This is a genomic window from Nocardioides dokdonensis FR1436 (assembly GCF_001653335.1).
GTDB classification, from domain to species: domain Bacteria; phylum Actinomycetota; class Actinomycetes; order Propionibacteriales; family Nocardioidaceae; genus Nocardioides; species Nocardioides dokdonensis.
In genome coordinates this window covers 2,926,714-2,948,437 of record NZ_CP015079.1, presented here as the reverse complement: position 1 = coordinate 2,948,437, position 21,724 = coordinate 2,926,714, and the positions used below count along the sequence as shown (strand labels likewise).

Below are 21,724 nucleotides of genomic sequence, written 5' to 3'. Positions count from 1 at the left end.
CACAGGATGACGCAAGTGTTACATCCGGTCAAGCGTCCGCCGCGCTACCCGAGCAGCAGCGGGACCAGCGTGCGCCGCGCGTAGGCACGCGCCCCGTCCTGCGTGCGCACGTCGATGGCGTGCTGTGCCGGCAGCAGCACGAAGGAGGCGAAGAGCCGCGCCATCGTCTCCCCCACCGCGTCGGCGTCGAGGTGGGTGGCGCGACCGTCGGCCTGCAGGCGGCGTACGCCGGCCGCGGCGAACGCGCTGCCCATCCTCAGCAGCGCCGCGTCGTCGGCCAGCCCGGCCGCGATCAGGTCCTGCGGCTCGTGCTCGGCGGTGCGGCGGATCACCGGGTGCGCCTCGGCCAGCCGCAGCGCGGCCGCGAACCCCTCGACCAGCTGCTCGACCGGGTCGGCGAGGCCCGCAAGAGCGGCCATGATCCCCTGCGCCATCCGCTCCCCCTCGCGCAGCGTCATCGCCTGCAGCAGCGCGTCGCGGTCACCGAACCTCCGGTAGACCGTGACCCGGTTGACGCCCGCCCGGCGTGCGACCCCGTCGATCGTCACCGCGCTGATCCCGTGCGCGGCGCAGGCGGCCACCGCCGCGTCGAGGATCTTCGTCGCCGTCGCGTCGTCGGGCACCCCGCTCTCCCCGCCCCCGAAGGCCCGTCCCAGCACTGCTCCCAGATCCACGCGGTCACCCTAGTGCCGCTGCCGCGCCGACCCGACCGTCACATCCTGGGGCCGTCGGACGTCAGGAGGGCGAGAAGCGTTCGATGAGAGGGTGGGTGCCGTGGACCGGACCGAGCAGTTCGAGGCCGAACGGTCACGTCTGGTGACCGTGGCGACCAGGGTGCTCGGCGACCCGGGCGAGGCCGAGGACGTCGTGCAGCAGGCCTGGCTGCGCCTGCACCGCACCGATGCCGAGATCGAGAACCTCGCCGGCTGGCTGACGACCGTGACCGGCCGCCTGTGCCTCGACCGCCTGCGCTCGCGCACCCCGCTGCCGCACGACGGCCTCGACCCGGACGGCCCGGTCGACGGTCGGGCAGCCCCGCCCACGGACCCCGCCGACGAGGTCGCCCTGGCCGACACGGTCGGGGTCGCCCTCCACGTGGTGCTGGAGCGGCTCAGTCCCCGCGAGCGGGTCGCCTTCGTGCTGCACGACAGCTTCGGGTTCCCCTTCGAGACCGTGGCGGCCACGTTGGGCACCACGACCGTCGCCGCCCGCAAGCTGGCCTCGCGAGCACGGGCGAAGGTGGCCCAGCCGGCGCCCGAGGACGCCCTGGCCGGCTGGGAGGTCGTCGACGCGTTCATGAGCGCCGCCCGGGGCGGTGACCTCACGCGCCTGCTGGCGCTGCTGGCCCCCGACGCCCTCGTCGTCGGCGACGACGCGGCCGTCGGGCTCGGCACGCCCGCCCGGATCACCGGCCGCCGGGAGGTGGCGTCGTTCTTCGACGGTGCGGCCCGGGCCGCGCTGCCGGTGGTCGTCGACGGGCGCCCCGGCGCTGCCTGGTACGACCGCGGCGTGGCCCGGGTGCTCTTCGACTTCACGGTCGACGGGGGCCTCGTGCGGCGCATCGACTTCCGGGCCGACCCCACCGTGCTGGCGCGGACCTCGCGCCGACCGACCACACCGAGAGGACCGAGATGAAGACCATGACCTGCCGCCAGCTGGGAGGGCCCTGCGACCTGGCCCACCGCGGCGAGAGCGCCGACGACGTCATCAACGCCCAGGACCGGCACCTCAAGGAGGCCGAGAGGGCCGGCGACGCCGCCCACCTGCCCGCGCGCGAGGAGATGAGGTCGCGCTGGCGCCACCCGAAGCGGGCGCTGGGCTGGTACCGCGACGCCAAGCAGGCCTTCGCCGACCTGCCGGAGGAGTGACTCAGCCCTGCGCCCGGTGCCCTGCGCTCCCGTGGTGGTGCAGCGAGAGGTAGCGGCTCGGGCGCGACCGCTCGAGCCCGCCGTCGGCGATCCAGGCCGCGCTGGAGGTGAACCCGCGCTCGATCAGCTCGGCGGCGTGGTCGAAGTCGGCCGAGGAGATCGTCAGCGGGCACAGCGGCGGCAGCAACCCGATGGAGACGCCCTCGACGACCAGGTCGACCTCGATGATCAGCTGCTGCTCGATCAGCAGCGTGAGCGCGTGCACCGCCACGCCGATCGCCGAGCGCGGCGGCTCCTGGATCGCGCAGGGCACGCCGGCGGGCAGCACGACGATGCGTGACGCGCCGAGCTCGATGGCGTGCGACACCCCGGCGCGGGTCGCGATGGCCCCGTCGACGAGCCACCGCTCCCCCACCTGCACCGGGGGCAGGAGCCCCGGGATCGCTGCCGTGGCGCGGGCGGCGTCGCGCACCGACCCCGTCGAGAGCAGCACGTCGGCGCCGGTGAACAGGTCGGTGGCCAACAGGTGCACGGGGATGCGTGCCTGCTCCAGGACGTCGATGCCTGCCCGCCGGGCCACCAGGTCGCCGAGCGGCTCGCCCGGGAAGAGGCTGCGGCTGTGCCCGGTCAGCCCGCGCAGCAGCTGCAGCGGACGGATCGGGAAGACGTCGCGGCGACGCAGCTCGATCCACGTGTCCGCGAGCTCGGCCAACGACGCCTGGGAGGTGCCGTGGGCGCCCACCCAGGTCGCGTTGAGACCGCCGGCGGAGGTGCCGATCAGCAGGTCGGGCTCGATGCCGGCGCTGGTCAGCGCCTGCAACATGCCGACCTGGACGGCGCCGAGGCTGCCGCCCCCGGACAGGACGAACGCCGTGGTCATGTCCCGAGCCTGCCCCACCGCTACCCGGCCGCGGACGACGCGTCGGTGATCGGCGTGATCCAGGCCTGGTGGGTGGCGGTGTTCTTGGTGATCGCCAGGAGGGCGTCCATGTGCGGCTCGAGCCCGGTGACCTTGTCGAGCGGGACGCCGATGATCAGCTGGAAGCCCAGGCCCTTCCAGGCCCGCACCGCCCGCCCGGCGAACTCCGAGTCGGCCTTCACGAAACCCTCGTCGAGGAAGACCGGCGCGAACCGGGGGCGCGAGCGCATCTCGTCGCCGAGCCGGAAGCGCAGCGCGGAGCCGACGATGAAGGCCACCAGCTCCTGGCTCTCGCCACCGCTCTTCTCCCCCAGGGTCCGGTACGTCGCACGCAGCTCACCGGTGAGGTGGTCGTAGCGCTCCGCACTGACCTCCACGTGCCGACGTACGTCGAGCAGCCGGTCGCGGTCGGTGGGCGCACCCCCCGGAGCCTGCGGGCGCAGCTGCTCCATGAAGCTGCTGAGCTCGACGAAGCGCCGCTCCAGGTCGTCCTCCCCCGGGGCCGCACCCGCCGCAGACACTCCTGAGGACAGCCCACGCAGGTCCTTCATGAACGCCTGCACGTGCACCGGCGACAGGCGGCGCAGGCGGATCCGCAACCGGTCCCCGGCGCCGCCGAACTCCAGGCGCTTCAGGATCGTGTTGATCGGCACCAGCCGGTCCTCGATCTCCTCGACCGAGGCCGCCATCGCGCCGACCAGCGGCACGAGGTCCTGCCCGCTCCACTCGGTGAGCCGGCGGCGCCACTCCGAGCGCCGGTCGGCGAGACCCTTGCCACGGATCTCCTCGAGGATGCGGGCGTAGTCGGGGTAGGAGTCCGCGGTGGCGCCCAGGTTGGGCGAGTCCCAGCGCGTCTTGTACTGCCGGAACACGCTGGTCAGGTCGGCCTCGACGCGCTCGACCTCGGTGGTCGCCTCGGCCACGGCCTCGTGCAGCCGCGCCTCGAGCCGCTTGGCGTTCTCGGCGAAGCGGTCCAGGTCGTCGGGGTCCGCCGGGGCGGCCGCGGCGGCGAGCTCCGCGGTCAGCGCGGCGTCCTGCTCCGCGGTGAACCCGGCACCCTCGTCGCCCTCGCTCGCCTCGAGCCGGTCGTTGACGTGGTCCTCGGCCTCGACCAGCTCCCCGTGCCGGGAGCCCAGCGCCTGCTGCTGCTGCTCCAGGGCGTAGCGCCGCTGGCGGGTCTCGTCGAGACGCCTGCCGAGGTCCTCGATCTGGTCCTGCAGCACCTGCAGCTGGTCGTCGGCGGCCAGGATGTCGTCGCGGCGCTGCTCGAGCTCGGCGATGCGTCGGTCGCACCCGGCGACGTCGACGTCGTCGTAGCGCACCATCGCGATGGCGTCGTAGGCCTGGCGCTGCTGGGCCAGGCGGGCGGCCCGCTGGTCGAGCCCGGAGATGCGGGCGTCGTGGTCGAGCATGCGCTGCTCCAGCTCGCGCAGCTGGGCGTCGACCTCGGCGACGGCCTCCTCGTTGGAGAAGCCGATGATGCTGCGCTGGTCGCCGCGCCCGTGGGCACCTCGACGCCCGTTGCGGGTCTGCCCGGCCTCGGTCACGCGGAAGCCGGGACCGTCCAGCCCGGCAGCCGTCTCGACGCAGTAGGCGTTGCGCGCCGGATCGGCGACGTGCTGCTGCACCCACCCCGAGAAGGGCGAGTCCTTGAAGAGCAGCTTGCCGGCGATCCGCTCGGGGTCCGAGGGCCCGGTGCTGGGCAGGTCGAGCTCGACGCCCTGGAAGGTGAACCTGGTGCGCAGCCGCAGCTGGTCGATGGCCGAGGAGAAGTCGGCGAGCCGCTCCAGCGGCACCAGCATGGTGCGGGCGGTGCCACCGAGCACGGTCTCGACGGCGGTGCGCCACCGCGACTCCTCCGGGGCCACGTCGAGGAGCTCGGCGACGAACGGCAGGTCGTCGACGTCGAGCCCGGTGGCCCGGGCGACCTCGGCGCGCAGCTCGTGCAGGTGGGCGGGCACCCGGCCGGCGCGGCTCTCCAGGGAGGCGCGCTCGCGACGCAGCGCGGTCTGCTCGTTCTTCAGCGGCAGCAGCCCGTCGCGGACCTCGTCGCGCTCGGTGCGCAGGCGGGCCTGGGCCTCGTCGCTGGCGGCGAGCGCCTTGCGGGCGTGGAGCTGCAGGGCGGCGAAGGCGGTGACCGAGTCGAGCGCGGAGTCGAGGTCCGGGGCCTCCACGTCGGTCAGGCCGACCAGCGGGTAGACCCGCTCCTCCAGCTCCGCGAGCCGGGTGCCGCGCTCGGCACGGATGGCGCGCTCGTGCTCGACCTGCGCCGCGAGCGCCTGCAGGTCCCCGCCGCCGGCGTCGCGGTGGGCGTCCTTGGCGGCCTCGAGGTCGCCGGCGAGCGCGGTCTCGGCCGACCGGGTCAAGGCCAGGGCCTCCGACGTGGCGGCGCGATCGGCGCGGTTGGTGGTCACCGCGGTCTCGATCAGCCGACGGTGGGTGCGCAGCAGCCACCGTCGCAACGGCGTGTCACCGGGCACCGTGACACCGAACGAGTCGAGCTCGGCCAGGCGCTGCGCGGCGGCGCCCCGGCGCTCGTGGAGCGCGGTGATGGGCTCGAGCAGGTCGAGCTTCTGCTCCTCGGTGCGCATCGCGGCGTGCGCGGCGTCGAGGTCGTCGAAGTGCTCGATCGCGCGGTCCGCGGCGGCGTACGTCGCCGGTCGCTCGAGCACCATGTCCTTGTAGAGCTCGTCGACGCTGCGGACCTGGTTGCCGGCCTGGATGCGGGAGAGCAGGCGCAGCGCCTTGGAGCCGTCGCCGCCGGCGCCGATGCCCAGGCGCGCGTGCAGCACCTCGGCGAGCTCGGCGTAGGTCCGGTGCACCCGGACCCCCGGGTAGAGCTTCTTCAGGGTGTTGGCGTGGAAGCGTTCGGGCACCGCGACCTCGAGCGTCTCCAGGCCCAGCGGGCCGTCGTGGGTCACGAGCTGCATCTGCACCTCGCTGGAGCGGATGGCCCGGCGCGGGACGTAGTAGGTGCGCAGCGCGGTGAACGAGCCGCCCCGGTCGTTGACGAACGTGACCGCGACCGCGCCCCAGGTGTCGGCGCCCTGGCCGCGCAGCAGCTTCTCCACCGGCCGGCCGGTGCGCGGGTCGTCGATCACGTCGACGGCACCGCGCAGGTAGGAGAGCAGGTTGCGCTGCCCGATGCCCCGTGCCCGGCCCGCGACCGCGTCGTTGGACGCACCGTTGAACTTGGTGTCCGAGGGCATCATCAGCGCCGTGTAGGCGTCCAGGATCGTGCTCTTGCCGACGCCCGAGGCGCCGGAGATCATCGTCGAGTCGCTGCCCAGCGGGACCTCGGTCAGACCGCTGAAGCCGCCCCAGTTGACCATCTGGAGCAGCCCGGCCCGCCACTGCATGGTGTCGTCGGTGGGCGCCGCCACCAGCTGGTGCTCGAAGAGCCCGTCGGTGCGGGCCCCGACCTGCTCGCTCTCGTCGATCGTCATGCTCACTCGCCTCCGGGGGCAGGGGTCTCGTCCGCGTTTTCGGCGGGGGTCTCGAAGAGGTCCGAGTCCTCCTCGGTGCCGGGCGCCGGCTCGGTGCCGTTCGCGCGCTGCAGCGACTCGAGGAGCTGCTGGAGCACCTCGAGCGGCAGCAGCGGCTCGACGGCCTCGCTGATCTCGTAGCGGTCGTCGCCGGCGGCCCCGATCAGCAGGCCGGCCTTGACGATGCTCACGACCGCGTTGCGGGCGCGCTTCTCGTCGCCGGACTCGTCGGTGGCGTGCGGGGGCCGGAAGCTGGCGACGTACTCGACGACGTCCTCACGGTCGACGTGCACGCGGGTGTCGCCACCGGCCAGGCCGCTGCGCAGGCGGTCGCGCAGGTGGATCAGGACCAGCGTCTCCTCGCGCGACCAGGCGGCGTCGTAGAGCAGGGTCGGGAAGCGGCTGCCGGTCTCGGAGAGGGCCTGCCGCTTCCACGCCACCTCCCGCACGCGGTCGATGGCCAGGTCGAGGAAGAGGTCGTTGAGCCGGGAGCGCAGCAGGCGCTCGTGCTCGACCAGCACCTGCCAGTCCCGCGGGTGGGTGCGGGCGCTGATGAAGCGCTGCTTGAGCAGGCTCACCAGGGCGTGGCGCTGGCCGAGGTCGAGGCCGCCCTCGTCGCCCTCGAAGAGCGACACCGAGCCGTCCTCGACCTCGGGGTCGTCGTGCTCGAGGAAGGTGCTCATGCTCGGGTCTCGCTCTCTGCTCGAGGTGCGTCGAGGTCGGGGTCCGGCAGCGGGGTGCGCGGCACGGTGAAGGTGCGGCGGGAGCCGTCGTGGCGCACCGCGGCGTACGTCTCGACCTCCTCGTCGCTGGTCCACCCGCGGTCGGCGGCCAGGTGCAGCAGCCCGAGGATCTCGACCGGGCGGCGCAGGGCCGGCTCCAGCCCCTCGAAGACCGCCCCGAGCGAGCCGGCAGGAGCCAGGTCTGCCAGGGCGTCGTCGAGGCGACCGCGCAGCACCGACAGCTGCGGGCCGCCCTGGGCGAGCAGCGCGTCGAGCGAGACGGCGGGCGCGTCGTCGGGGTCGGCCGCGGTGATCCGGTCGGGCAGCACGTCGTCGGCGGGGTCGTGGAACCGTTCGCGGAGGTGGTCCACGGTGACCCGCGCCGGCAGCAGGGGTACGTCGTGGGTGGCACGCGGCCCGGTGGCCGCCATCCAGGTCATCATCTCGGACTCGACCTGGCGCAGCGTCTGCTCGAGCTCGCGGTCGCGCACCGCGTCGTGGGAGACGATGTACTCCTTGAGCGTCGCGGTCACCCGCGACCGCTGGGAGAGCACCCGGTCGAGGCCCTCGCGCACCAGCCGGACGGTGCCGCGCAGCTCGGCGCGCTCGGCGTCGCCGAGCAGCCGGTCGGAGAGCGGGTGCTCGAGCAGCGCGCCGAGGTCCTCGCGCAGCCGGGTGACCAGGGCGTCGTCGCGCAGCAGCGCGAAGGCGCCCTCGAAGGCGCGTCCCTCGGGGGTCGCGGTCATCAGGGCGTCGGCGCGCGCGAGGTAGTCGTCGATGACCTCGCCCGCGGGCCGGTCCTCGGCCCGGAAGGACGCCAGGATCTCGCCACGGATCTGGGAGAAGCGCTCCTCCACCCGGGCGAAGTCGCTGGGCAGCGCCGAGATCAGCGAGAGCAGCTCGGTGAATCCCTCGAGCATGAAGTCCTCGCTGGCACTCGGCATCTCGGCGCCGTCGACGAGCCGGTCGCGCTCGCCCTGCAGCCGGGCGATCTCGCCGTTGAGGATGGTGACGCGGGCGGTGCGGTCGGGGTTCGCCTCGGAGTTGAAGCGGCGCACCGTGCCCAGGATCGTCGCGATCCGGTGCTCGCTGAGCGTGGCACGGTCGCGGGTCAGGGTCGTGACCAGGCCGAGCGCCTGCTGGGCGTGCGAGGTGAGGGCGTAGACCTCCTGGCCGCGCTCGTCGAGCGAGCGCACCAGCCACTGGCCCCGCATCCACCGGTGGCACAGGTCACGGACGCTGCCGTTGGGGATGTCGACCTCCCCTGCCTGCCGGATCTGCGCCAGGTGCTCCTCGACCTGGGCGTGCAGCCGGGCTGTGGGGACCGGCTTGTTGTTGCGGCCGAACACCGCGCGGAAGATCGTGATGACGACGGGGGCGTGCCGCTGGTGCAGCAGGGTGAGGGTCGGTTGCGCGAACGCGCCCTTGACCTTCGCCAGCTCCGCGGCGATCTCGCTCACCCGGTCGTCCCCCTCGCCCTCGTCGCACGGTGGTGCGTACGACGCGCAAGCATCCCAGAGGGTGTGGGGACGACGAAAAAGCCGGGTGCCCCGCCGCGGACGGCCCTCAGCGCGGGGCGACGCGGCGACCGGTGACCTCGACCGGCCGGATCCGCACCGTCGCCGCGTGCGAGCCCGCCGGCCAGGGCTCCGGCCCGCCGCTCGCGTCGTAGCCGACCTCCGCGGTCCCGCGGACCAGGACGCTCCAGCCCTCGCGGGTGACCTGGTCGAAGTCGTCGACCTGGTAGGCGACGGGGCTGTCGTCGACCTGGGCGACCATGGACGCCCAGGGGGCGGTGCGCACCACGACCGTGCGGTCCTCGACGGTGTGGTTGACCGGGACCAGCACCGGGCCGGCCGCCTGGCACCAGGCCAGCCTCCCGACCGGTCGGGAGGCCAGCAGCCGCCAGCACGTCGCCTCGTCGAGCTCGATCAGGGCCCCGCCGTCGCCTGGCCCGCTCCTGGTGGCGCTCATGCCGCTCCCTCGTCCCTGCTCGACGTCCGGCTAGAACCAGAAGTCATCGGTGTGCCGCTCAAGCAGCTCGCCGGTGGCCTCGAGGTCGATCTCGCACTGGTACTCGCGCGCCAGCTCGCCCAGCTCCTCCGGGTCCTCGACGGGGTGGTCCATCAGCTGGCGGAAGAGCTGCTCGAAGCCACCTGGCGAGATCAGCTCGAGGACCCGTGCGTCCTCGTCGCCGGGGTTCCAGAAGGTGTGCCACTGCCCGCGCGGCTTGACGACCAGGTCACCGGGGCCGGCGAGGACCTCCTGCCCACCGATGACGGCGCCGATCCGACCGCGCAGGACGAACGTGTACTCGTCCTCCTGGTGGTGCAGGTGCATCGGCGCCGCCAGCGCGTGCGGCTCGAAGCGGTGCTCGACCAGCGCGAAGCGGCCGCCGGTGGTGTGCCCCTCGAGGAGGAAGCGGTCCTTGACCCTGCCCTCGGGTGAGATGTCGCCGTCCTCGGGGCCGATGACGACGGGTGCCTGGGCCTCCATCCTCGCGACGCTACGCCGGGGCGCGGGGTGCGGACATGCCCCATTCGGGGCATCCCTGCAGACTGCCCCCATGAGCGCTGAGCAGGACCGTCCCCCGCACGACGTCGTGGTCGTCGGCGCCGGCATCGGCGGTCTCGCCGCGGCGGAGGCGTTGCACCGCTCCGGGGTAGACGTGCTGGTCCTCGAGGCCCGTCCTCGCACCGGCGGCCGGCTGCTCGGCACCGCGGAGGGGCTCGACCTGGGCGCCACGTGGTGCTGGGACGGTGAGCCCCGCGTGCTCGGGCTGGTCGACCGCCTCGGGCTCGCGACGTACGCCCAGCACCTGGCCGGCGACACCGTGGTCGAGGACCAGCGCGGTGTCCAGCGCTACCCCGGCAACCTCATGGACGTGGCCTCGCACCGGTACGTCGGCGGCGCGGGCGCCCTCACCGACGCCCTGGCCGCGACCCTGCCGGCGCAACGCCTCCTGCTCGACCACCCCGTCCACTCCGTGGCCCGCGGCGCCGGTGGCGTCCTCGAGGTGGCGTCCCGCGGCCGCACCTGGCACGCGCGGCACGTCGTGCTCGCCGTCCCGCCGGCCGTCGCCGCCGACACCGTCCGGCTGCCGGCCGACCTGCCGGACGACCTCGTGCGCGTCGCCGCCGAGACCCCGGTGTGGATGGGGCAGGTCGCCAAGGTCGTCGCGGTCTACGACGAGCCGTTCTGGCGCCACGACGGGCTGGCCGGGGCCGCCGCCAGCCGGGTCGGACCGCTCCAGGAGATCCACGACATGTCGGGGCCCGAGGGCCGACCGGCCGCGCTGTTCGGGTTCGCACCGTCGGCCCTGATGGGCCCTGACGCCGACCGGCAGGTCCGCGCACAGCTGGCCCGCCTCTTCGGCGCCCGCGCCGCCGATCCGCGCCGGGTCACCATCCAGGACTGGTCCCGCGAGCGCTGGACCAGTCCCACGACCGCGGCGGCGGGCGCGCCCGACCACAGCCTCTTCGGTCATCCCGTCTTCCAGGAACCGACCCTGGAGGGTCGGCTGCACTGGGCCTCGACCGAGACCTCCCCCGCCTTCGCCGGCCACGTCGAGGGTGCCCTGGTCGCGGCCGAGCGGACCGTCGACCGGATCCTGGCCGCTGCCTCCTAGCGCTGGTCAGGCGCCGACGGGCCCGTCGTCACCGGCGACGTCGCGCCCGTCGAGCGTGTGCGGGTCCTCGTCGATGGCCTCGACCGCCGGGGTGCGCCCCGGCACCACACCGGGCGGGCGCCGGTCGAGGTGCACACCGGCGATCATGCAGCGCACCGAGCCCCCGGCCAGCTCGATGGTGGGGATGTCGACGTCGACGATCTCGCAGGACTCCTCGATCGCCGCGACCTGGTCGGCGCGCAGGCTGCGGCGGGCCCGCGAGCTCATCACCATGATGTAGCGACGCCGGCCCTCCGGCGTACGACCGCAGAGCTCGACGGCGTTGCCCGCGAACTCGCGCACCTGCTCCTCGGTGAGCTCCACGACCCGGCGCCCGTTGACGCTCAGCCGCTCGCGCACCGCCTCGCGGCGCACCTCGTCGGGGATCATCTCGAGCGCGATCATCGCCACGTCGGTGCCGATGCAGGCGATCACGTTGGTGTGGTAGACGGGCACGCCGGCCGCGTCGACGGCGTCGAAGGCCATCGGCTCGTAACCGAAGTCGGTGCAGAACCGCTCGAGCACGTGGGTGTCGGCGCGGTGGCTGACCGCCGTGTAGGCCACCCGCGACACGTGGTCGAGCACCATCGCCCCGGTCCCCTCGAGGAAGATGCCGTCGGGCTCCAGGCCGGAGTAGTCGACAATCGTCTGCACCCGGTAGGACGACTTCAGCATCTCCAGCACGTCGCTGCGCCGCTCGTGGCGACGGTTGGAGGCGTACATCGGGTAGACCGCGACGTTGCCGCCGGCGTGGGTCGACAGCCAGTTGTTGGGGAACACGCTGTCGGGCCGGGTGTGGTCCTCGTCGGCGAACACGTGCACCCGCACGCCGGCCTCGCGCAGTCGTTCGGCCACGGCGTCCATCTCGGCCAGCGCCGCGGCCGACGTCTGCTCATCGGTCTGGTCGGGCGGCACCTCGGTCTGGAAGGCGTTGTCGGCTGCCGTGGCGGGGTTCGGGACGAACCGCTCGGCGCGGACGAGGATCACTGCGGACGGGGCCTGGGCACTCACAGGAGGAACCTAGACGACGGCCCCTGCTCGGCGAGACATCCGGGCCGGGTGGGAGCGATATCCGGGCCGGGTCAGCGGGTGTACGCCGCGAGGTGCTGGCCGGTGAGCGTGCCGGCACCGGCCACGAGGTCGGCGGGGGTGCCCTCGAAGACCAGGCGGCCGCCGTCGTGACCGGCCCCGGGGCCCAGGTCGAGGATCCAGTCGGCGTGGGCCATCACGGCCTGGTGGTGCTCGACGACGACCACCGAGCGGCCGCCGTCGACCAGCCGGTCGAGGAGGGCGAGCAGCTGCTCGACGTCGGCCAGGTGCAGGCCGGTGGTGGGCTCGTCGAGGACCAGCACCCCTTCCTTGCTCTTCATGTGCGTGGCGAGCTTGAGGCGCTGCCGCTCCCCGCCCGACAGCGTGGGCAGCGGCTGGCCCAGGGTGAGGTAGCCCAGGCCGACGTCGACCAGGCGCTCCAGCACGGCGTGCGCCGCGGGGGTCCGGGCCTCGCCGTCGGCGAAGAACTCCGCAGCCTCGTCGACCGACATCGCCAGCACCTCGCTGATGTCGCGTCCCCCCAGGCGGTGCTCGAGGACGGCGGCCTGGAAGCGGCGGCCCTCGCACTCCTCGCACGGGGTCGCGACCCCGGCCATGATCGCCAGGTCCGTGTAGACGACCCCGGCGCCGTTGCAGCCGGGGCAGGCGCCGTCGGAGTTGGGGCTGAAGAGCCCCGGCTTGACCCCGTTGGCCTTGGCGAAGGCCTTGCGCACCGGGTCCAGCAGCCCCGTGTAGGTCGCCGGGTTGCTGCGCCGCGACCCGCGGATCGGGGCCTGGTCGACCGCCACCACCCCGGGCCCGCCCTCGGCGTCGGCCAGCGGCAGCAGCGAGCCGTCGACGAGGGAGCTCTTGCCGGAGCCGGCCACGCCGGTGATGACGACCAGGACCCCCAGCGGCACGTCGACGTCGACGCCGCGCAGGTTGTGGGTGCGGGCGGCACGGACCTGCAGCGCACCGGTGGGGGTGCGCACCGACTCCTTGAGCCGGGCCCGGTCGTCGAGGTGGCGCCCGGTCAGGGTGCCGCTGGCGCGCAGCCCCTCGACGCTGCCCTCGTAGACCACCTCTCCCCCGTGGCTGCCCGCGCCGGGGCCGAGGTCGACGACGTGGTCGGCGTGCACGATCGTCTCGGGCTTGTGCTCGACGACCAGCACGGTGTTGCCCTTGTCGCGCAGCTGCAGCAGCAGCGCGTTCATCCGCTCGATGTCGTGGGGGTGCAGGCCGATGGTGGGCTCGTCGAAGACGTAGGTGACGTCCGTCAGCGCGGAGCCGAGGTGGCGGATCATCTTGGTGCGCTGCGCCTCCCCGCCCGAGAGCGTGCCCGAGGGCCGCTCCAGCGACAGGTAGCCGAGCCCGATCTCGGTGAAGGAGTCGAGCAGGTGGCGCAGCCCGGTGAGAAGCGGGGCCACGGTCGGCTCCTCGAGGTCGCGCACCCAGTCGGCGAGGTCGCTGATCTGCATCGCGCAGAGCTCGGCGATGTCGCGCCCGGCGATCTTCGCGGAACGCGCCAGGGCGGTGAGCCGGGTGCCGTCGCAGTCCGGGCAGGTCTGGAAGGTCACCGCGCGCTCGATGAACGCACGGATGTGCGGCTGGACCGCGTCGATGTCCTTGGCCAGGAAGGACTTCTTGATCGCCGGGATCAGGCCGACGTAGGTCAGGTTGATGCCGTCGACCTTGATCTTGGTCGGTTCGCGGTGCAGGAGGTCCTGCAGCTCCTTCTTCCCGTACTTCGCGATCGGCTTGTCGGGGTCGAAGAACCCGCACCCGCGGTAGATCCGGCCGTACCAGCCCTCCATCGAGTAGCCGGGGATCGTCAGGGCGCCCTCGTTGAGGGACAGGGAGTCGTCGTAGAGCGCCGCCAGGTCGATGTCGCTGACCTGCCCGCGCCCCTCGCAGCGCGGGCACATCCCCCCGGTGCGGTTGAAGGTGACCTTCTCGGTGCGGGTGCGACCCTCGCCGCGCTCCACGGTGATGCCGCCGCTGGCCGAGACCGAGGCGGTGTTGAAGGAGAACGCGCCCGGCGGACCGACGTGGGGCCGGCCCAGCCGGCTGAACAGGATCCGCAGCATCGCGTGCGCGTCGGTGACGGTGCCGACCGTGGAGCGCGGGTTCGCGCCCAGTCGCTCCTGGTCGACGATGATCGCCGTCGTCAGCCCCTCCAGCACGTCGACCTCGGGGCGCGCGAGGGTGGGCATGAAGCCCTGCACGAAGGTGCTGTAGGTCTCGTTGATGAGCCGCTGCGACTCCGCGGCCACGGTGCCGAAGACCAACGAGCTCTTGCCCGAGCCGGACACCCCGGTGAAGACCGTGAGACGGCGCTTGGGGAGGTCGACGCTGACGTCGCGCAGGTTGTTGACCCGGGCACCCTGCACCCGGATCAGGTCGTGCCGGTCCGCTGCGGGCTCACCCTGATGGTCGGTTTCGCGAGGTGCCATGCGGGTCAGGGTAAGGCGCATGAGCACCAACACCCGAGAGATCGCCGCTTCGCCCGCCGACGTCTGGAAGGTGCTGGCCGACGGCTGGCTCTACCCGCTGTGGGTGGTGGGGGCGTCCCGGATGCGCGAGGTCGACGACCACTGGCCGCAGGTGGGCGCCCGCCTCCACCACTCGGTCGGCAGCTGGCCGTTGCTGGTCGACGACGAGACCGAGGTGGTCGAGTCGCTGCCCCACGAGCTGCTCGAGGTGCGCGCCAAGGCGTGGCCCGGCGGGGAGGCCGGGGTGACGCTGCGCCTCGAGCCGCTCGACGGCGGCGCGAGGACCCGGGTCACGATCGAGGAGGACGCCAAGACCGGTCCGGGCCGCCTGGTGCCCAAGCCGCTGCGCGACCTGCCGCTGGCCTGGCGCAACGTCGAGACGCTGCGCCGCCTGGCGTTCGTCGTCGAGGGCCGCCAGGCGCCGTAGCGGCCGGCATGTCGAGGTCCGGCCCCCGACCGTCTCCATGTGCCAGTAGTGGTCCATGACGGAGACGGCGCGGCTCTACCCCCGACCCCGCGCGGCCTGGAGCTCCCCGACCCACCCGTAGGACGACCTCGGGGTCCGTACGTAGTAGCCCTCCAGCCTGAACCCGGGTACGTCGCCGCGCGCCAGGTCGGCGACCACGTCGAGGTGCTCGGCGAGGTGGGCCACCCGGTCCTGGTCGTCCACGACCCCGTCCGGCGCCACCGGCTCGGGCAGACCGGCGCCGATCTCGGTGATCACGACCGGCGGGAGCCGGGGGCCGTACCGCCCGGCCAGGTCCTCGGCGGTGCGGCGCAGGCCGCCGGGGTCGGCCGCGACCGGGCTCGGGAGCTCGTGGTCGAGGCCGTAGAAGTCGATCGGTGCCCCCACCAGCGCCAGGTCCTTGCGCGACATCCGGGTCGCCCTGCGCAGCCGGCGCCTCATGCCCGGCGGCAGCCCCGCCGGCAGCTCGGGCCTGCAGCGCAGCAGCACGGGGTCCGCGAGGAGCCGGTCCTGCAGGAGGCCCAGCAGCCCGGCCGTGGCCGGGTCCTGCGGGTCGTCGGTGAGCGGCGGGCCGCTCTGCGTGATGCCGATCCGGCCCCGCACCGGCACCGAGCGCAGCGCGCGCACGGCGAGCCCGTGGCCCAGCAGCACGGTGCGCGCGACCGACCCGGCGCGCCGGATCTGCTCCAGGTCCGGACCGGTCACCCCGGGCCGGGGTCCGTCCAGCTCCACGCGGGCGGCCCCGGTGAGGGTCACCCAGTCCACGACCCGGTCGCCGAGCCGCTCACCGACCAGGGCGGCGTACTCGCCGAAGCGCTTCGCGGTGTCGCGCGACGCCCACCCGCCACGCTGCTCCAGGGGTGGCGGTGTGCCCCGGTGGAAGAGGGTGGCTGACGGGCGGATGCCGCTCTCGAGGAGCCGGTCGAGGAGTCGGTCGTAGACGTCGAGCCCGGCCGGGTCGGCGGGCCCCGACCCGGTCGGCTGCACCCGCCGCCAGGACACCGAGAAGCGGTAGCCGTCGAGGCCGGCGCCGTCCAGCAGCGCGAGGTCCTCCTCGTGGCGGTCGTGGCGGTCCGCAGCGGCACCGGCCTGCGGCTCGGTGGTGGCCGCGCCCACCACGAAGTCGCGAGGCAGCCGGGCTGCGAGGTCGCGCGGGTCGGGCTGTGGCGCCCTCGCACCACCGGTGTCCGCGGAGAGGATCTCACCCGGGCCGTCCACGCTCGCAGCCTAGCCACGGATGGACGGCCCGGGGGCCGTTTTCGGCGACCTAGGAGACCGGCCGGTCCAGCTCCACGACGAGCGGGGCGTCGGTGCGCTCGCGCACGTCGTCGACCTCCACGTCGGGCGCCAGCTCCACGAGGCGGAACCCCTCACCGGTCACGTCGAGGACACCGAGGTCGGTGATGACTCGGTGCACGACGGCCTTGCCGGTCAGCGGCAGCGTGCACTCGCGCACCAGCTTGGCCGAACCGTCACGGGCCACGTGCTCCATCAGCACGATGACGCGGCGGGCGCCGTGGACCAGGTCCATCGCGCCACCCATGCCCTTGACCATCGCGCCGGGGACCATCCAGTTGGCGAGGTCACCGTTGCCGGCGACCTGCATGCCCCCGAGGATCGCGGCATCGACCTTGCCACCGCGGATCATCGCGAACGACGTCGCCGAGTCGAAGTACGACGCCCCACGTCGCAGGGTCACGGTCTCCTTGCCGGCGTTGATCAGGTCCGCGTCCTCCTCGCCGGCGACCGGGTAGGGCCCGACGCCGAGGATGCCGTTCTCGGACTGCAGCACCAGCTCGACGCCGTCGGGCACGTGGTCGGGCACCTTGGTGGGCAGCCCGATGCCGAGGTTGACGTAGGAGCCGTCCTCGAGCTCGGCTGCGGCTCGTGCCGCCATCTGGTCCCTGCTCCACGCCATCAGCTGACCTCCTTGACCGTGCGCTTCTCGATCCGCTTGTCGGCGGCCTGCTCCGGGGTCAGCTCGACCACGCGCTGCACGAACACACCGGGGGTGTGCACGTGGGCGGGGTCGATGTCGCCGGGCTCGACGAGGTGCTCGACCTCAGCGATCGTCGTGCGTCCGCACATCGCGGCGGGCGGGTTGAAGTTGCGGGCGGCGTCCTTGTAGACGAGGTTGCCGTGCCGGTCGCCCATCCAGGCGCGCACCAGGGCGACGTCGGCGTGGATGGCGTGCTCCAGGACGTGCTCCTGCGGACCGTCGGCGGTGGGCAGGACCTGGGTCTGCTTGACCGGGGAGGCGATCGCGACGCTGCCGTCGGGGGCGTAGCGCCACGGCAGGCCGCCCTCGGCGACCTGGGTGCCGACGCCGGTGCGGGTGAAGAACGCGCCGATGCCTGCTCCCCCGGCACGCATCCGCTCGGCGAGGGTGCCCTGCGGGGTGAGCTCGACCTCGAGCTCCCCGGAGAGGTACTGCCGCGCGAACTCCTTGTTCTCCCCCACGTAGGAGGCGACCATCCGGCGCACGCGCTCGGCGCCGAGCAGCCGGCCGAGCCCCCAGTCGTCGACACCGGCGTTGTTGGAGACGAGCTCGAGGTCGTCGATGCCGGCGGCCAGCACCGCCTCGATCAGCACCGACGGGATGCCGCACAGGCCGAAGCCGCCCACGGCGAGCGTCGAGCCGGAGGCGATGTCGGCCACGGCCTCAGCGGCCGAGCTCACGGTCTTGTCGATCATCGGGTGCACCGACCTGTCGTGGTGGAGGGGCGAGTCACAGGGTCTCCTTCGCCGAGCGGATGGCTACATCGAGAGTGTTGCCCGGTCGCGGGTGCCGGGCAACTCCGAGCAGGGTGGTGGATCAGGTGGCGGTCCAGCCGCCGTCCATGACGTGCGAGGTGCCGGTCACCGAGGCGGAGTGCGGGCCGCACAGCCAGGTGACCAGTCCCGCCACCTCGGCGGGCTCGACGAGGCGCTTGAGCGGGGTGCGGGCGAGCAGCACCTCGTCGAGGACGCGGTCCTCGGGCAGGCCGTGCACACGTGCCTGGTCGGCGATCTGCCCCTCGACGAGGGGGGTCCGCACGTAGCCGGGGTTGACCGTGTTGGAGGTGACCCCGTGGGCGGCGCCCTCGACCGCCAGGACCTTGGACAGTCCCTCGAGGCCGTGCTTCGCCGAGACGTAGGCCGACTTGAACGCCGAGGCTCGCAGGCCGTGGACGCTCGAGACGTGCACGAGGCGACCCCAGCCGCGCTCGTACATGCCGGGCAGCGCGCCGCGGGCCAGCAGGAAGGGCGCGCGCAGCATCAGGTCGTGGACCTGCTGGAACTTGGCCGGGTCCAGCTCGTGCACCGGCGCGACGTGCTGGATGCCGGCGTTGTTGACCAGGATGTCGACGTCCAGGTCCATCGCCTCGATGGCCGCGGGGTCGGTCAGGTCGGCGGCGACGGCGCTGCCGCCCACGAGGTCGGCGATCTTCTGCGCCCCCGCCTCGTCCCGGTCGACGACGACGACGTGGGCGCCCTGGGCGGCGAGGGCCTCGGCGACGGCGGCGCCGATGCCGCTGGCGCCGCCGGTGACGAGGGCTCGGCGGCCCTCCAGGAGGGCCGGCGTGGTGGCGGTCACAGTGCTCATGGCCCCACCGTAGGAGGAGCACCCCCTCCGGGGCCATGTGCATCCGACACGTCCGCGAGCGCGGTTCGTGTGCGCGACACACACCCCCTCAGTGGTCGGTGGGCACCCCGCGCTGCAGCCGGACCACGCGCAGCGCCAGCTGGAGGTCGAGCGCGGCCTCGGGTCGGCGCCACTCGGCGCCCAGGAGGTCGCCGACCCGCTCGAGCCGCTGGGCGACCGTGTTGGGGTGCACGTGCAGCCGGGCCGCGCTGGCGCGGGCGCCGCCACCCTCGGCGAACCACGCCTCGAGGGTGCCGACGAGGTCGCTGCCGCGCTGCGCGTCGTAGGCCAGCACCGGCCCGAGGGTGCGCTCCACGAAGTCAGCGAGCTCGGCCGGTCCGGCGCCACCGAGCAGCAGCCGGGTCACGCCGAGGGCCGCCGGGTCGGCGCTCTCACCGGCCCGACCGAGCACCAGGAGCGTGTCGACGCAGCGGCGCGCCTCGTCGTACGCCGCCGGCAGGCCGCCGTCGACGGGGTCCTGGGGGACGGGGGCGACCCCGACCGTCACGGGCGTGCCGCAAGCCTCGGCGAGGGTGGCGCGCAGCCGTTCGCCGACCTCACGGGCGCCCCCTCCGCTGCCGGGCACCACCAGGACCGGGCGGCCGCGGTGCTCGACGGCCAGGCCGTCCACGGCCCGGGCCGCGCGGGCGGCAGCACGGGCGGCCCGGTGCCGCTCCCCCGCCGGCACGTCGACGACGGCGACCACGCAGCCCGCGTCGAGGCGCAGCCGCTGGCCGCGCGCGCGTTGCCGCATCCTCGCCGGGTCGGCATCGCTGCCCTCGAGGAGGTCGGTGAGCAGCGCCCCGCCCAGGCGCTCCTCGGCCTCGTCGACGGAGCGGGCGAAGAGCAGCACCAGCCCGGCGACGATCGCGCCGCGCTCCAGCGTGCGGCGCCCGGCCAGGTCCAGCGGCGGTCCCCCGTGCACGACCACCGTGGCCAGGTGCTCCTGACCGGCCAGGGCGGGCGCCAGGTGGCCGTCGCCCACCGGGACCGAGCGGCCCGAGGAGACCGCCTCGGGCACGGCGTCGCGCCAGGTCGCGGGGGCGGGGCCGGCGTCGCCGGCCAGCACCGAGCCGTCGGTGTCGAGCACGGCGACCGCACCGCCGCCGAGCAGCTCGGTCAGCACCGCGACCACCTCGGCCAGGGTGCTGCGGTGCAGCAGCAGCCCGGTCAGCTGGTCGTGGGCCACCGCAGCCTGCTCGACCGCCTCGGTCTGCTCGCGCAGCAGGGCGTTGGCCTCGTCGAGCTCGGCGAAGAGCCGGGCGTTCTCGAGGGCCACGGCGGCGTGCGCCGCGAAGGACGTCAGCAGCGAGACCTCCTCCGGCGGGAACGGGCGCACCGTGCGGTGGGTGGCCATCAGAGCCCCGATCACCCGGCCCTCGAGCACCAGCGGCACGCCCAGGATCGCGCGGATGCCTTCGTCGGCGACGGCGTCGTCGACGAAGCCGCGGTGCACGAAGCGGTCGTCGTTCTGGTAGTCGGAGGTGAAGTACGGCGCCCCCGTCTGGGCGACGAGGCCCAGCAGCCCGGTGCCGAGCGGCAGCCGCAGGGTGCGGAACTGGGTCGAGAGCGCACCGTCGGTCACCTTCATGAAGGAGGCGCCCTCCACCTCGTCGTTGAGGGAGAGGTAGGTCATGTCGGCCTGCAGCAGCTGGCGGGCGCGACGCACGATCGCGGCCAGGATCGCGTTGACGTCGCGGATCGCGGTCAGGTCGCTGGCGGTCTCGTACAACGCGGACAGCTCGGCCTCGCGGGAGCGCTGGCGCGCAATCAGGTCGCGCAGCCGCAGGGCGACGTCGTAGCGGCGGCGGGCCTCGGGGTCGTCCCCGGCTCCGGCCACCGCGCGGTCGAACTCCTCACGGGGCGCCTCGTCGTAGAGGAGGTCGAGGAAGGAGCGGGCCATCGCCGCATCATGCCCGACCCGCAGGTTTGGGCGGGTGCCACCACTGGGTAAAGGAGACCAGGGTCAGGTGCCCGACTCCTCACACGCAGCCCGCATCTCGGGCGCGGGCTGCGTCGGAGTCAGAAGCTGCCGATGTTCTGCTTCTGGCAGTTGATGTCCACGGAGCCCGCCGGGCTGAGCCACTGGCCGAGCGCGGAGTACACCTCGACCGTCCACACGGTGTTGCCCTTCTCCTTCGGCTGCGTGCCGGTCAGGACCTGGGTCTTCAGGGGCCCGGAGCCCCGGGCGTACTCCTCGCCACCACTGGTGATGACGACGACGTACGACGTCCCGGTGGGCCATGACCCCGAGAAAGTCGTCAGGGCGACCGTGATCGCGTCGATCTTCCTGCCCTTGTCCTCCACACAGGTGTAGCTGCCGCGCAGGGCCGAGGGTGTCTCCAGGGTGGCCGTGGTCACGGCGAGACTGGACGTCGCGGACCGGGTGAACTCCGCGGAGGCGATCTGCGGGACCACGAAGAGCGTCGCGGCGACGAGCAGCACGGTCACGACGCGCCGTACGTGGTCGATCGCTGACATATGTGCGCTCCCGTGGGGTACCAATCAACTGTGCTCCTGAACAGGTCCTACTCTGGCGTCCCAGGCTCAAGACCGATCAGCCGTAGCCACAAGGTTTCCGCAAGCCTGACGAGGTGCCCCCGCGCCTCGCTCTCGAGGAGGAACGCGCGATGACGCAAGAGGCCCCCGAACGCCGAGCACTGGTCGTCGAGGACGACGAGGACATCCGCTCGCTGATCGAGTTCACCCTCGGCACCCAGGGGTTCGCGGTCACCGCGGTCGACACCGGCCCGAAGGCCATCGAGGCCGTGAGGGCCCAGGAGCCGGACCTGATCACCCTCGACCTCGGCCTCCCGGGCATCGACGGCATCGAGACCTGCCGGCGCCTGCGCGAGCTCACCGACGCCTACGTCGTGATGATCACCGGGCGCGACGACGAGATCGACCGGCTGCTGGGTCTCGAGACCGGCGCCGACGACTTCCTGACGAAGCCGTTCTCCGTGCGCGAGCTGAAGGCGCGGGTGAACGCGCTGTTCCGGCGTCCGCGTCGGGTGGAGCCGCGCGGACTGGCCGCCCCCGCCGCTGGCGGCACGGGCGAGGCACCCATCGTTACGGCCTCGGCCCTGCAGGACCCGCCGCCGGCTCCCGCGCAGCCGCTGCCCGACCACGAGCTGCTCGAGCACGGGCCGCTGCGCATCGACGTGGACGGTCGTCGGGCCTTCCACGGAGACGACGAGCTGTCGCTGACGCGCACGGAGTTCGACCTGCTCACCGAGCTGATGCGGACCCCGGCCCGGGTGTGGACCCGCGAGGCGCTGCTGCGCTCGGTGTGGGGCACCGACTGGGCCACCGACACCCACCTCGTCGAGGTGCACGTCGGCAACCTGCGCCGCAAGATCGAGGCCGGGCAGAAGGACCTCAAGCTGATCCGCACCGTGCGCGGTGTCGGCTACCGGATGGAGACGCTGGCGGGCTGAGCCCGGCCGGGGAC

The 21,724-nt window shown here is 73.6% G+C and carries 20 protein-coding genes; 5 read left to right on the top strand and 15 right to left on the bottom strand.

Translation table 11 applies throughout. The annotated features are described in order from the left end of the window. Nucleotides 1–44: 44 nt before the first annotated feature. Nucleotides 45–674 (bottom strand): TetR/AcrR family transcriptional regulator, encoded by a 630-nt coding sequence (locus I601_RS13950; RefSeq protein WP_084527617.1) that lies wholly within the window; start codon nucleotides 672–674, stop codon nucleotides 45–47. Nucleotides 675–774: 100 nt separating this feature from the next. Between I601_RS13950 and I601_RS13945 the strand changes: the two genes are divergently transcribed. Continuing rightward, the gene (locus I601_RS13945) at nucleotides 775–1,635 is read left to right on the top strand and encodes a sigma-70 family RNA polymerase sigma factor (RefSeq protein WP_068114955.1); all 861 of its coding nucleotides are present in this window, start codon (nucleotides 775–777) and stop codon (nucleotides 1,633–1,635) included. Beyond that, on the top strand, nucleotides 1,632–1,868 hold the full coding sequence (locus tag I601_RS13940) for a hypothetical protein (protein ID WP_068110858.1): 237 nt from the start codon (nucleotides 1,632–1,634) through the stop codon (nucleotides 1,866–1,868). Before I601_RS13945 ends, I601_RS13940 begins: the two co-directional genes overlap by 4 nt. 1 nt (nucleotide 1,869) lies before the next feature. Here I601_RS13940 and I601_RS13935 read toward each other — a convergent pair whose 3' ends face one another. The 6 genes from I601_RS13935 to I601_RS13910 form a co-directional block, all read right to left on the bottom strand. Then, nucleotides 1,870–2,748 carry a patatin-like phospholipase family protein gene (locus I601_RS13935; protein WP_068110856.1) on the bottom strand — a complete coding sequence of 293 codons (879 nt, stop codon included), beginning with the start codon at nucleotides 2,746–2,748 and terminating at the stop codon, nucleotides 1,870–1,872. A gap of 20 nt (nucleotides 2,749–2,768) precedes the next feature. Continuing rightward, on the bottom strand, nucleotides 2,769–6,233 hold the full coding sequence (locus I601_RS13930; protein ID WP_068110837.1) for an ATP-binding protein: 3,465 nt from the start codon (nucleotides 6,231–6,233) through the stop codon (nucleotides 2,769–2,771). A 2-nt stretch (nucleotides 6,234–6,235) separates the two neighbouring features. Further along, on the bottom strand, nucleotides 6,236–6,955 hold the full coding sequence (locus I601_RS13925; protein ID WP_068110833.1) for a DUF4194 domain-containing protein: 720 nt from the start codon (nucleotides 6,953–6,955) through the stop codon (nucleotides 6,236–6,238). Further along, on the bottom strand, nucleotides 6,952–8,454 hold the full coding sequence (locus I601_RS13920; RefSeq protein ID WP_068110831.1) for a DUF3375 domain-containing protein: 1,503 nt from the start codon (nucleotides 8,452–8,454) through the stop codon (nucleotides 6,952–6,954). Before I601_RS13920 ends, I601_RS13925 begins: the two co-directional genes overlap by 4 nt. A gap of 106 nt (nucleotides 8,455–8,560) precedes the next feature. Continuing rightward, the gene (locus I601_RS13915) at nucleotides 8,561–8,968 is read right to left on the bottom strand and encodes a pyridoxamine 5'-phosphate oxidase family protein (protein ID WP_068110828.1); all 408 of its coding nucleotides are present in this window, start codon (nucleotides 8,966–8,968) and stop codon (nucleotides 8,561–8,563) included. Nucleotides 8,969–8,998: 30 nt separating this feature from the next. Beyond that, nucleotides 8,999–9,490 carry a cupin domain-containing protein gene (locus tag I601_RS13910; RefSeq protein ID WP_068110825.1) on the bottom strand — a complete coding sequence of 164 codons (492 nt, stop codon included), beginning with the start codon at nucleotides 9,488–9,490 and terminating at the stop codon, nucleotides 8,999–9,001. A gap of 70 nt (nucleotides 9,491–9,560) precedes the next feature. Between I601_RS13910 and I601_RS13905 the strand changes: the two genes are divergently transcribed. Then, a complete protein-coding gene (locus I601_RS13905; protein ID WP_068110822.1) occupies nucleotides 9,561–10,622 on the top strand; it encodes a flavin monoamine oxidase family protein in 1,062 nt (353 codons plus the stop codon). 6 nt (nucleotides 10,623–10,628) lie between these two features. Here I601_RS13905 and ctlX read toward each other — a convergent pair whose 3' ends face one another. Beyond that, nucleotides 10,629–11,672, bottom strand: coding sequence for a citrulline utilization hydrolase CtlX (gene ctlX / locus I601_RS13900; RefSeq protein ID WP_068110818.1), 1,044 nt, complete (start codon nucleotides 11,670–11,672; stop codon nucleotides 10,629–10,631). Nucleotides 11,673–11,743: 71 nt separating this feature from the next. Continuing rightward, the gene (locus tag I601_RS13895; protein WP_068110816.1) at nucleotides 11,744–14,143 is read right to left on the bottom strand and encodes an ATP-binding cassette domain-containing protein; all 2,400 of its coding nucleotides are present in this window, start codon (nucleotides 14,141–14,143) and stop codon (nucleotides 11,744–11,746) included. 19 nt (nucleotides 14,144–14,162) lie between these two features. Between I601_RS13895 and I601_RS13890 the strand changes: the two genes are divergently transcribed. Beyond that, nucleotides 14,163–14,609: an SRPBCC family protein gene (locus I601_RS13890; protein WP_068110806.1), complete on the top strand. Its 447-nt coding sequence runs from the start codon at nucleotides 14,163–14,165 to the stop codon at nucleotides 14,607–14,609. 75 nt (nucleotides 14,610–14,684) lie between these two features. Here I601_RS13890 and I601_RS13885 read toward each other — a convergent pair whose 3' ends face one another. From I601_RS13885 to I601_RS13860, 6 genes are all read right to left on the bottom strand, one after another. Beyond that, the gene (locus I601_RS13885; RefSeq protein ID WP_068110803.1) at nucleotides 14,685–15,866 is read right to left on the bottom strand and encodes a family 1 glycosylhydrolase; all 1,182 of its coding nucleotides are present in this window, start codon (nucleotides 15,864–15,866) and stop codon (nucleotides 14,685–14,687) included. A gap of 49 nt (nucleotides 15,867–15,915) precedes the next feature. After that, complete coding sequence (locus I601_RS13880) at nucleotides 15,916–16,566, bottom strand: CoA transferase subunit B (RefSeq protein WP_068110799.1); 651 nt, start codon at nucleotides 16,564–16,566, stop codon at nucleotides 15,916–15,918. Next, complete coding sequence (locus tag I601_RS13875) at nucleotides 16,566–17,339, bottom strand: CoA transferase subunit A (protein ID WP_068114953.1); 774 nt, start codon at nucleotides 17,337–17,339, stop codon at nucleotides 16,566–16,568. Before I601_RS13875 ends, I601_RS13880 begins: the two co-directional genes overlap by 1 nt. 124 nt (nucleotides 17,340–17,463) lie before the next feature. Then, complete coding sequence (locus tag I601_RS13870; RefSeq protein ID WP_068110796.1) at nucleotides 17,464–18,234, bottom strand: 3-hydroxybutyrate dehydrogenase; 771 nt, start codon at nucleotides 18,232–18,234, stop codon at nucleotides 17,464–17,466. An 88-nt stretch (nucleotides 18,235–18,322) separates the two neighbouring features. Beyond that, entirely contained in the window at nucleotides 18,323–20,176 is a 1,854-nt protein-coding gene (locus I601_RS13865; protein ID WP_068110793.1) for a helix-turn-helix domain-containing protein, read from the bottom strand. A gap of 119 nt (nucleotides 20,177–20,295) precedes the next feature. After that, entirely contained in the window at nucleotides 20,296–20,754 is a 459-nt protein-coding gene (locus I601_RS13860) for a hypothetical protein (protein ID WP_068110790.1), read from the bottom strand. 149 nt (nucleotides 20,755–20,903) lie between these two features. Between I601_RS13860 and I601_RS13855 the strand changes: the two genes are divergently transcribed. Continuing rightward, nucleotides 20,904–21,710, top strand: coding sequence for a response regulator transcription factor (locus tag I601_RS13855; protein ID WP_179948538.1), 807 nt, complete (start codon nucleotides 20,904–20,906; stop codon nucleotides 21,708–21,710). The last annotated feature ends 14 nt before the right edge of the window (nucleotides 21,711–21,724 follow it).

Bases quoted from the DNA above. Each gene is read 5' to 3' on its own strand.
- I601_RS13890 (WP_068110806.1), top strand. From the start codon at position 14,163: ATGAGCACCAACACCCGAGAGATCGCCGCTTCGCCCGCCGACGTCTGG.
- I601_RS13925 (WP_068110833.1), bottom strand. From the start codon at position 6,955: ATGAGCACCTTCCTCGAGCACGACGACCCCGAGGTCGAGGACGGCTCG.
- I601_RS13865 (WP_068110793.1), bottom strand. From the start codon at position 20,176: ATGGCCCGCTCCTTCCTCGACCTCCTCTACGACGAGGCGCCCCGTGAG.
- I601_RS13895 (WP_068110816.1), bottom strand. From the start codon at position 14,143: ATGGCACCTCGCGAAACCGACCATCAGGGTGAGCCCGCAGCGGACCGG.
- I601_RS13915 (WP_068110828.1), bottom strand. From the start codon at position 8,968: ATGAGCGCCACCAGGAGCGGGCCAGGCGACGGCGGGGCCCTGATCGAG.
- I601_RS13870 (WP_068110796.1), bottom strand. From the start codon at position 18,234: ATGAGCACTGTGACCGCCACCACGCCGGCCCTCCTGGAGGGCCGCCGA.
- I601_RS13880 (WP_068110799.1), bottom strand. From the start codon at position 16,566: ATGGCGTGGAGCAGGGACCAGATGGCGGCACGAGCCGCAGCCGAGCTC.
- I601_RS13935 (WP_068110856.1), bottom strand. From the start codon at position 2,748: ATGACCACGGCGTTCGTCCTGTCCGGGGGCGGCAGCCTCGGCGCCGTC.
- I601_RS13930 (WP_068110837.1), bottom strand. From the start codon at position 6,233: ATGACGATCGACGAGAGCGAGCAGGTCGGGGCCCGCACCGACGGGCTC.
- I601_RS13910 (WP_068110825.1), bottom strand. From the start codon at position 9,490: ATGGAGGCCCAGGCACCCGTCGTCATCGGCCCCGAGGACGGCGACATC.
- I601_RS13860 (WP_068110790.1), bottom strand. From the start codon at position 20,754: ATGTCAGCGATCGACCACGTACGGCGCGTCGTGACCGTGCTGCTCGTC.
- I601_RS13905 (WP_068110822.1), top strand. From the start codon at position 9,561: ATGAGCGCTGAGCAGGACCGTCCCCCGCACGACGTCGTGGTCGTCGGC.
- I601_RS13855 (WP_179948538.1), top strand. From the start codon at position 20,904: ATGACGCAAGAGGCCCCCGAACGCCGAGCACTGGTCGTCGAGGACGAC.
- I601_RS13940 (WP_068110858.1), top strand. From the start codon at position 1,632: ATGAAGACCATGACCTGCCGCCAGCTGGGAGGGCCCTGCGACCTGGCC.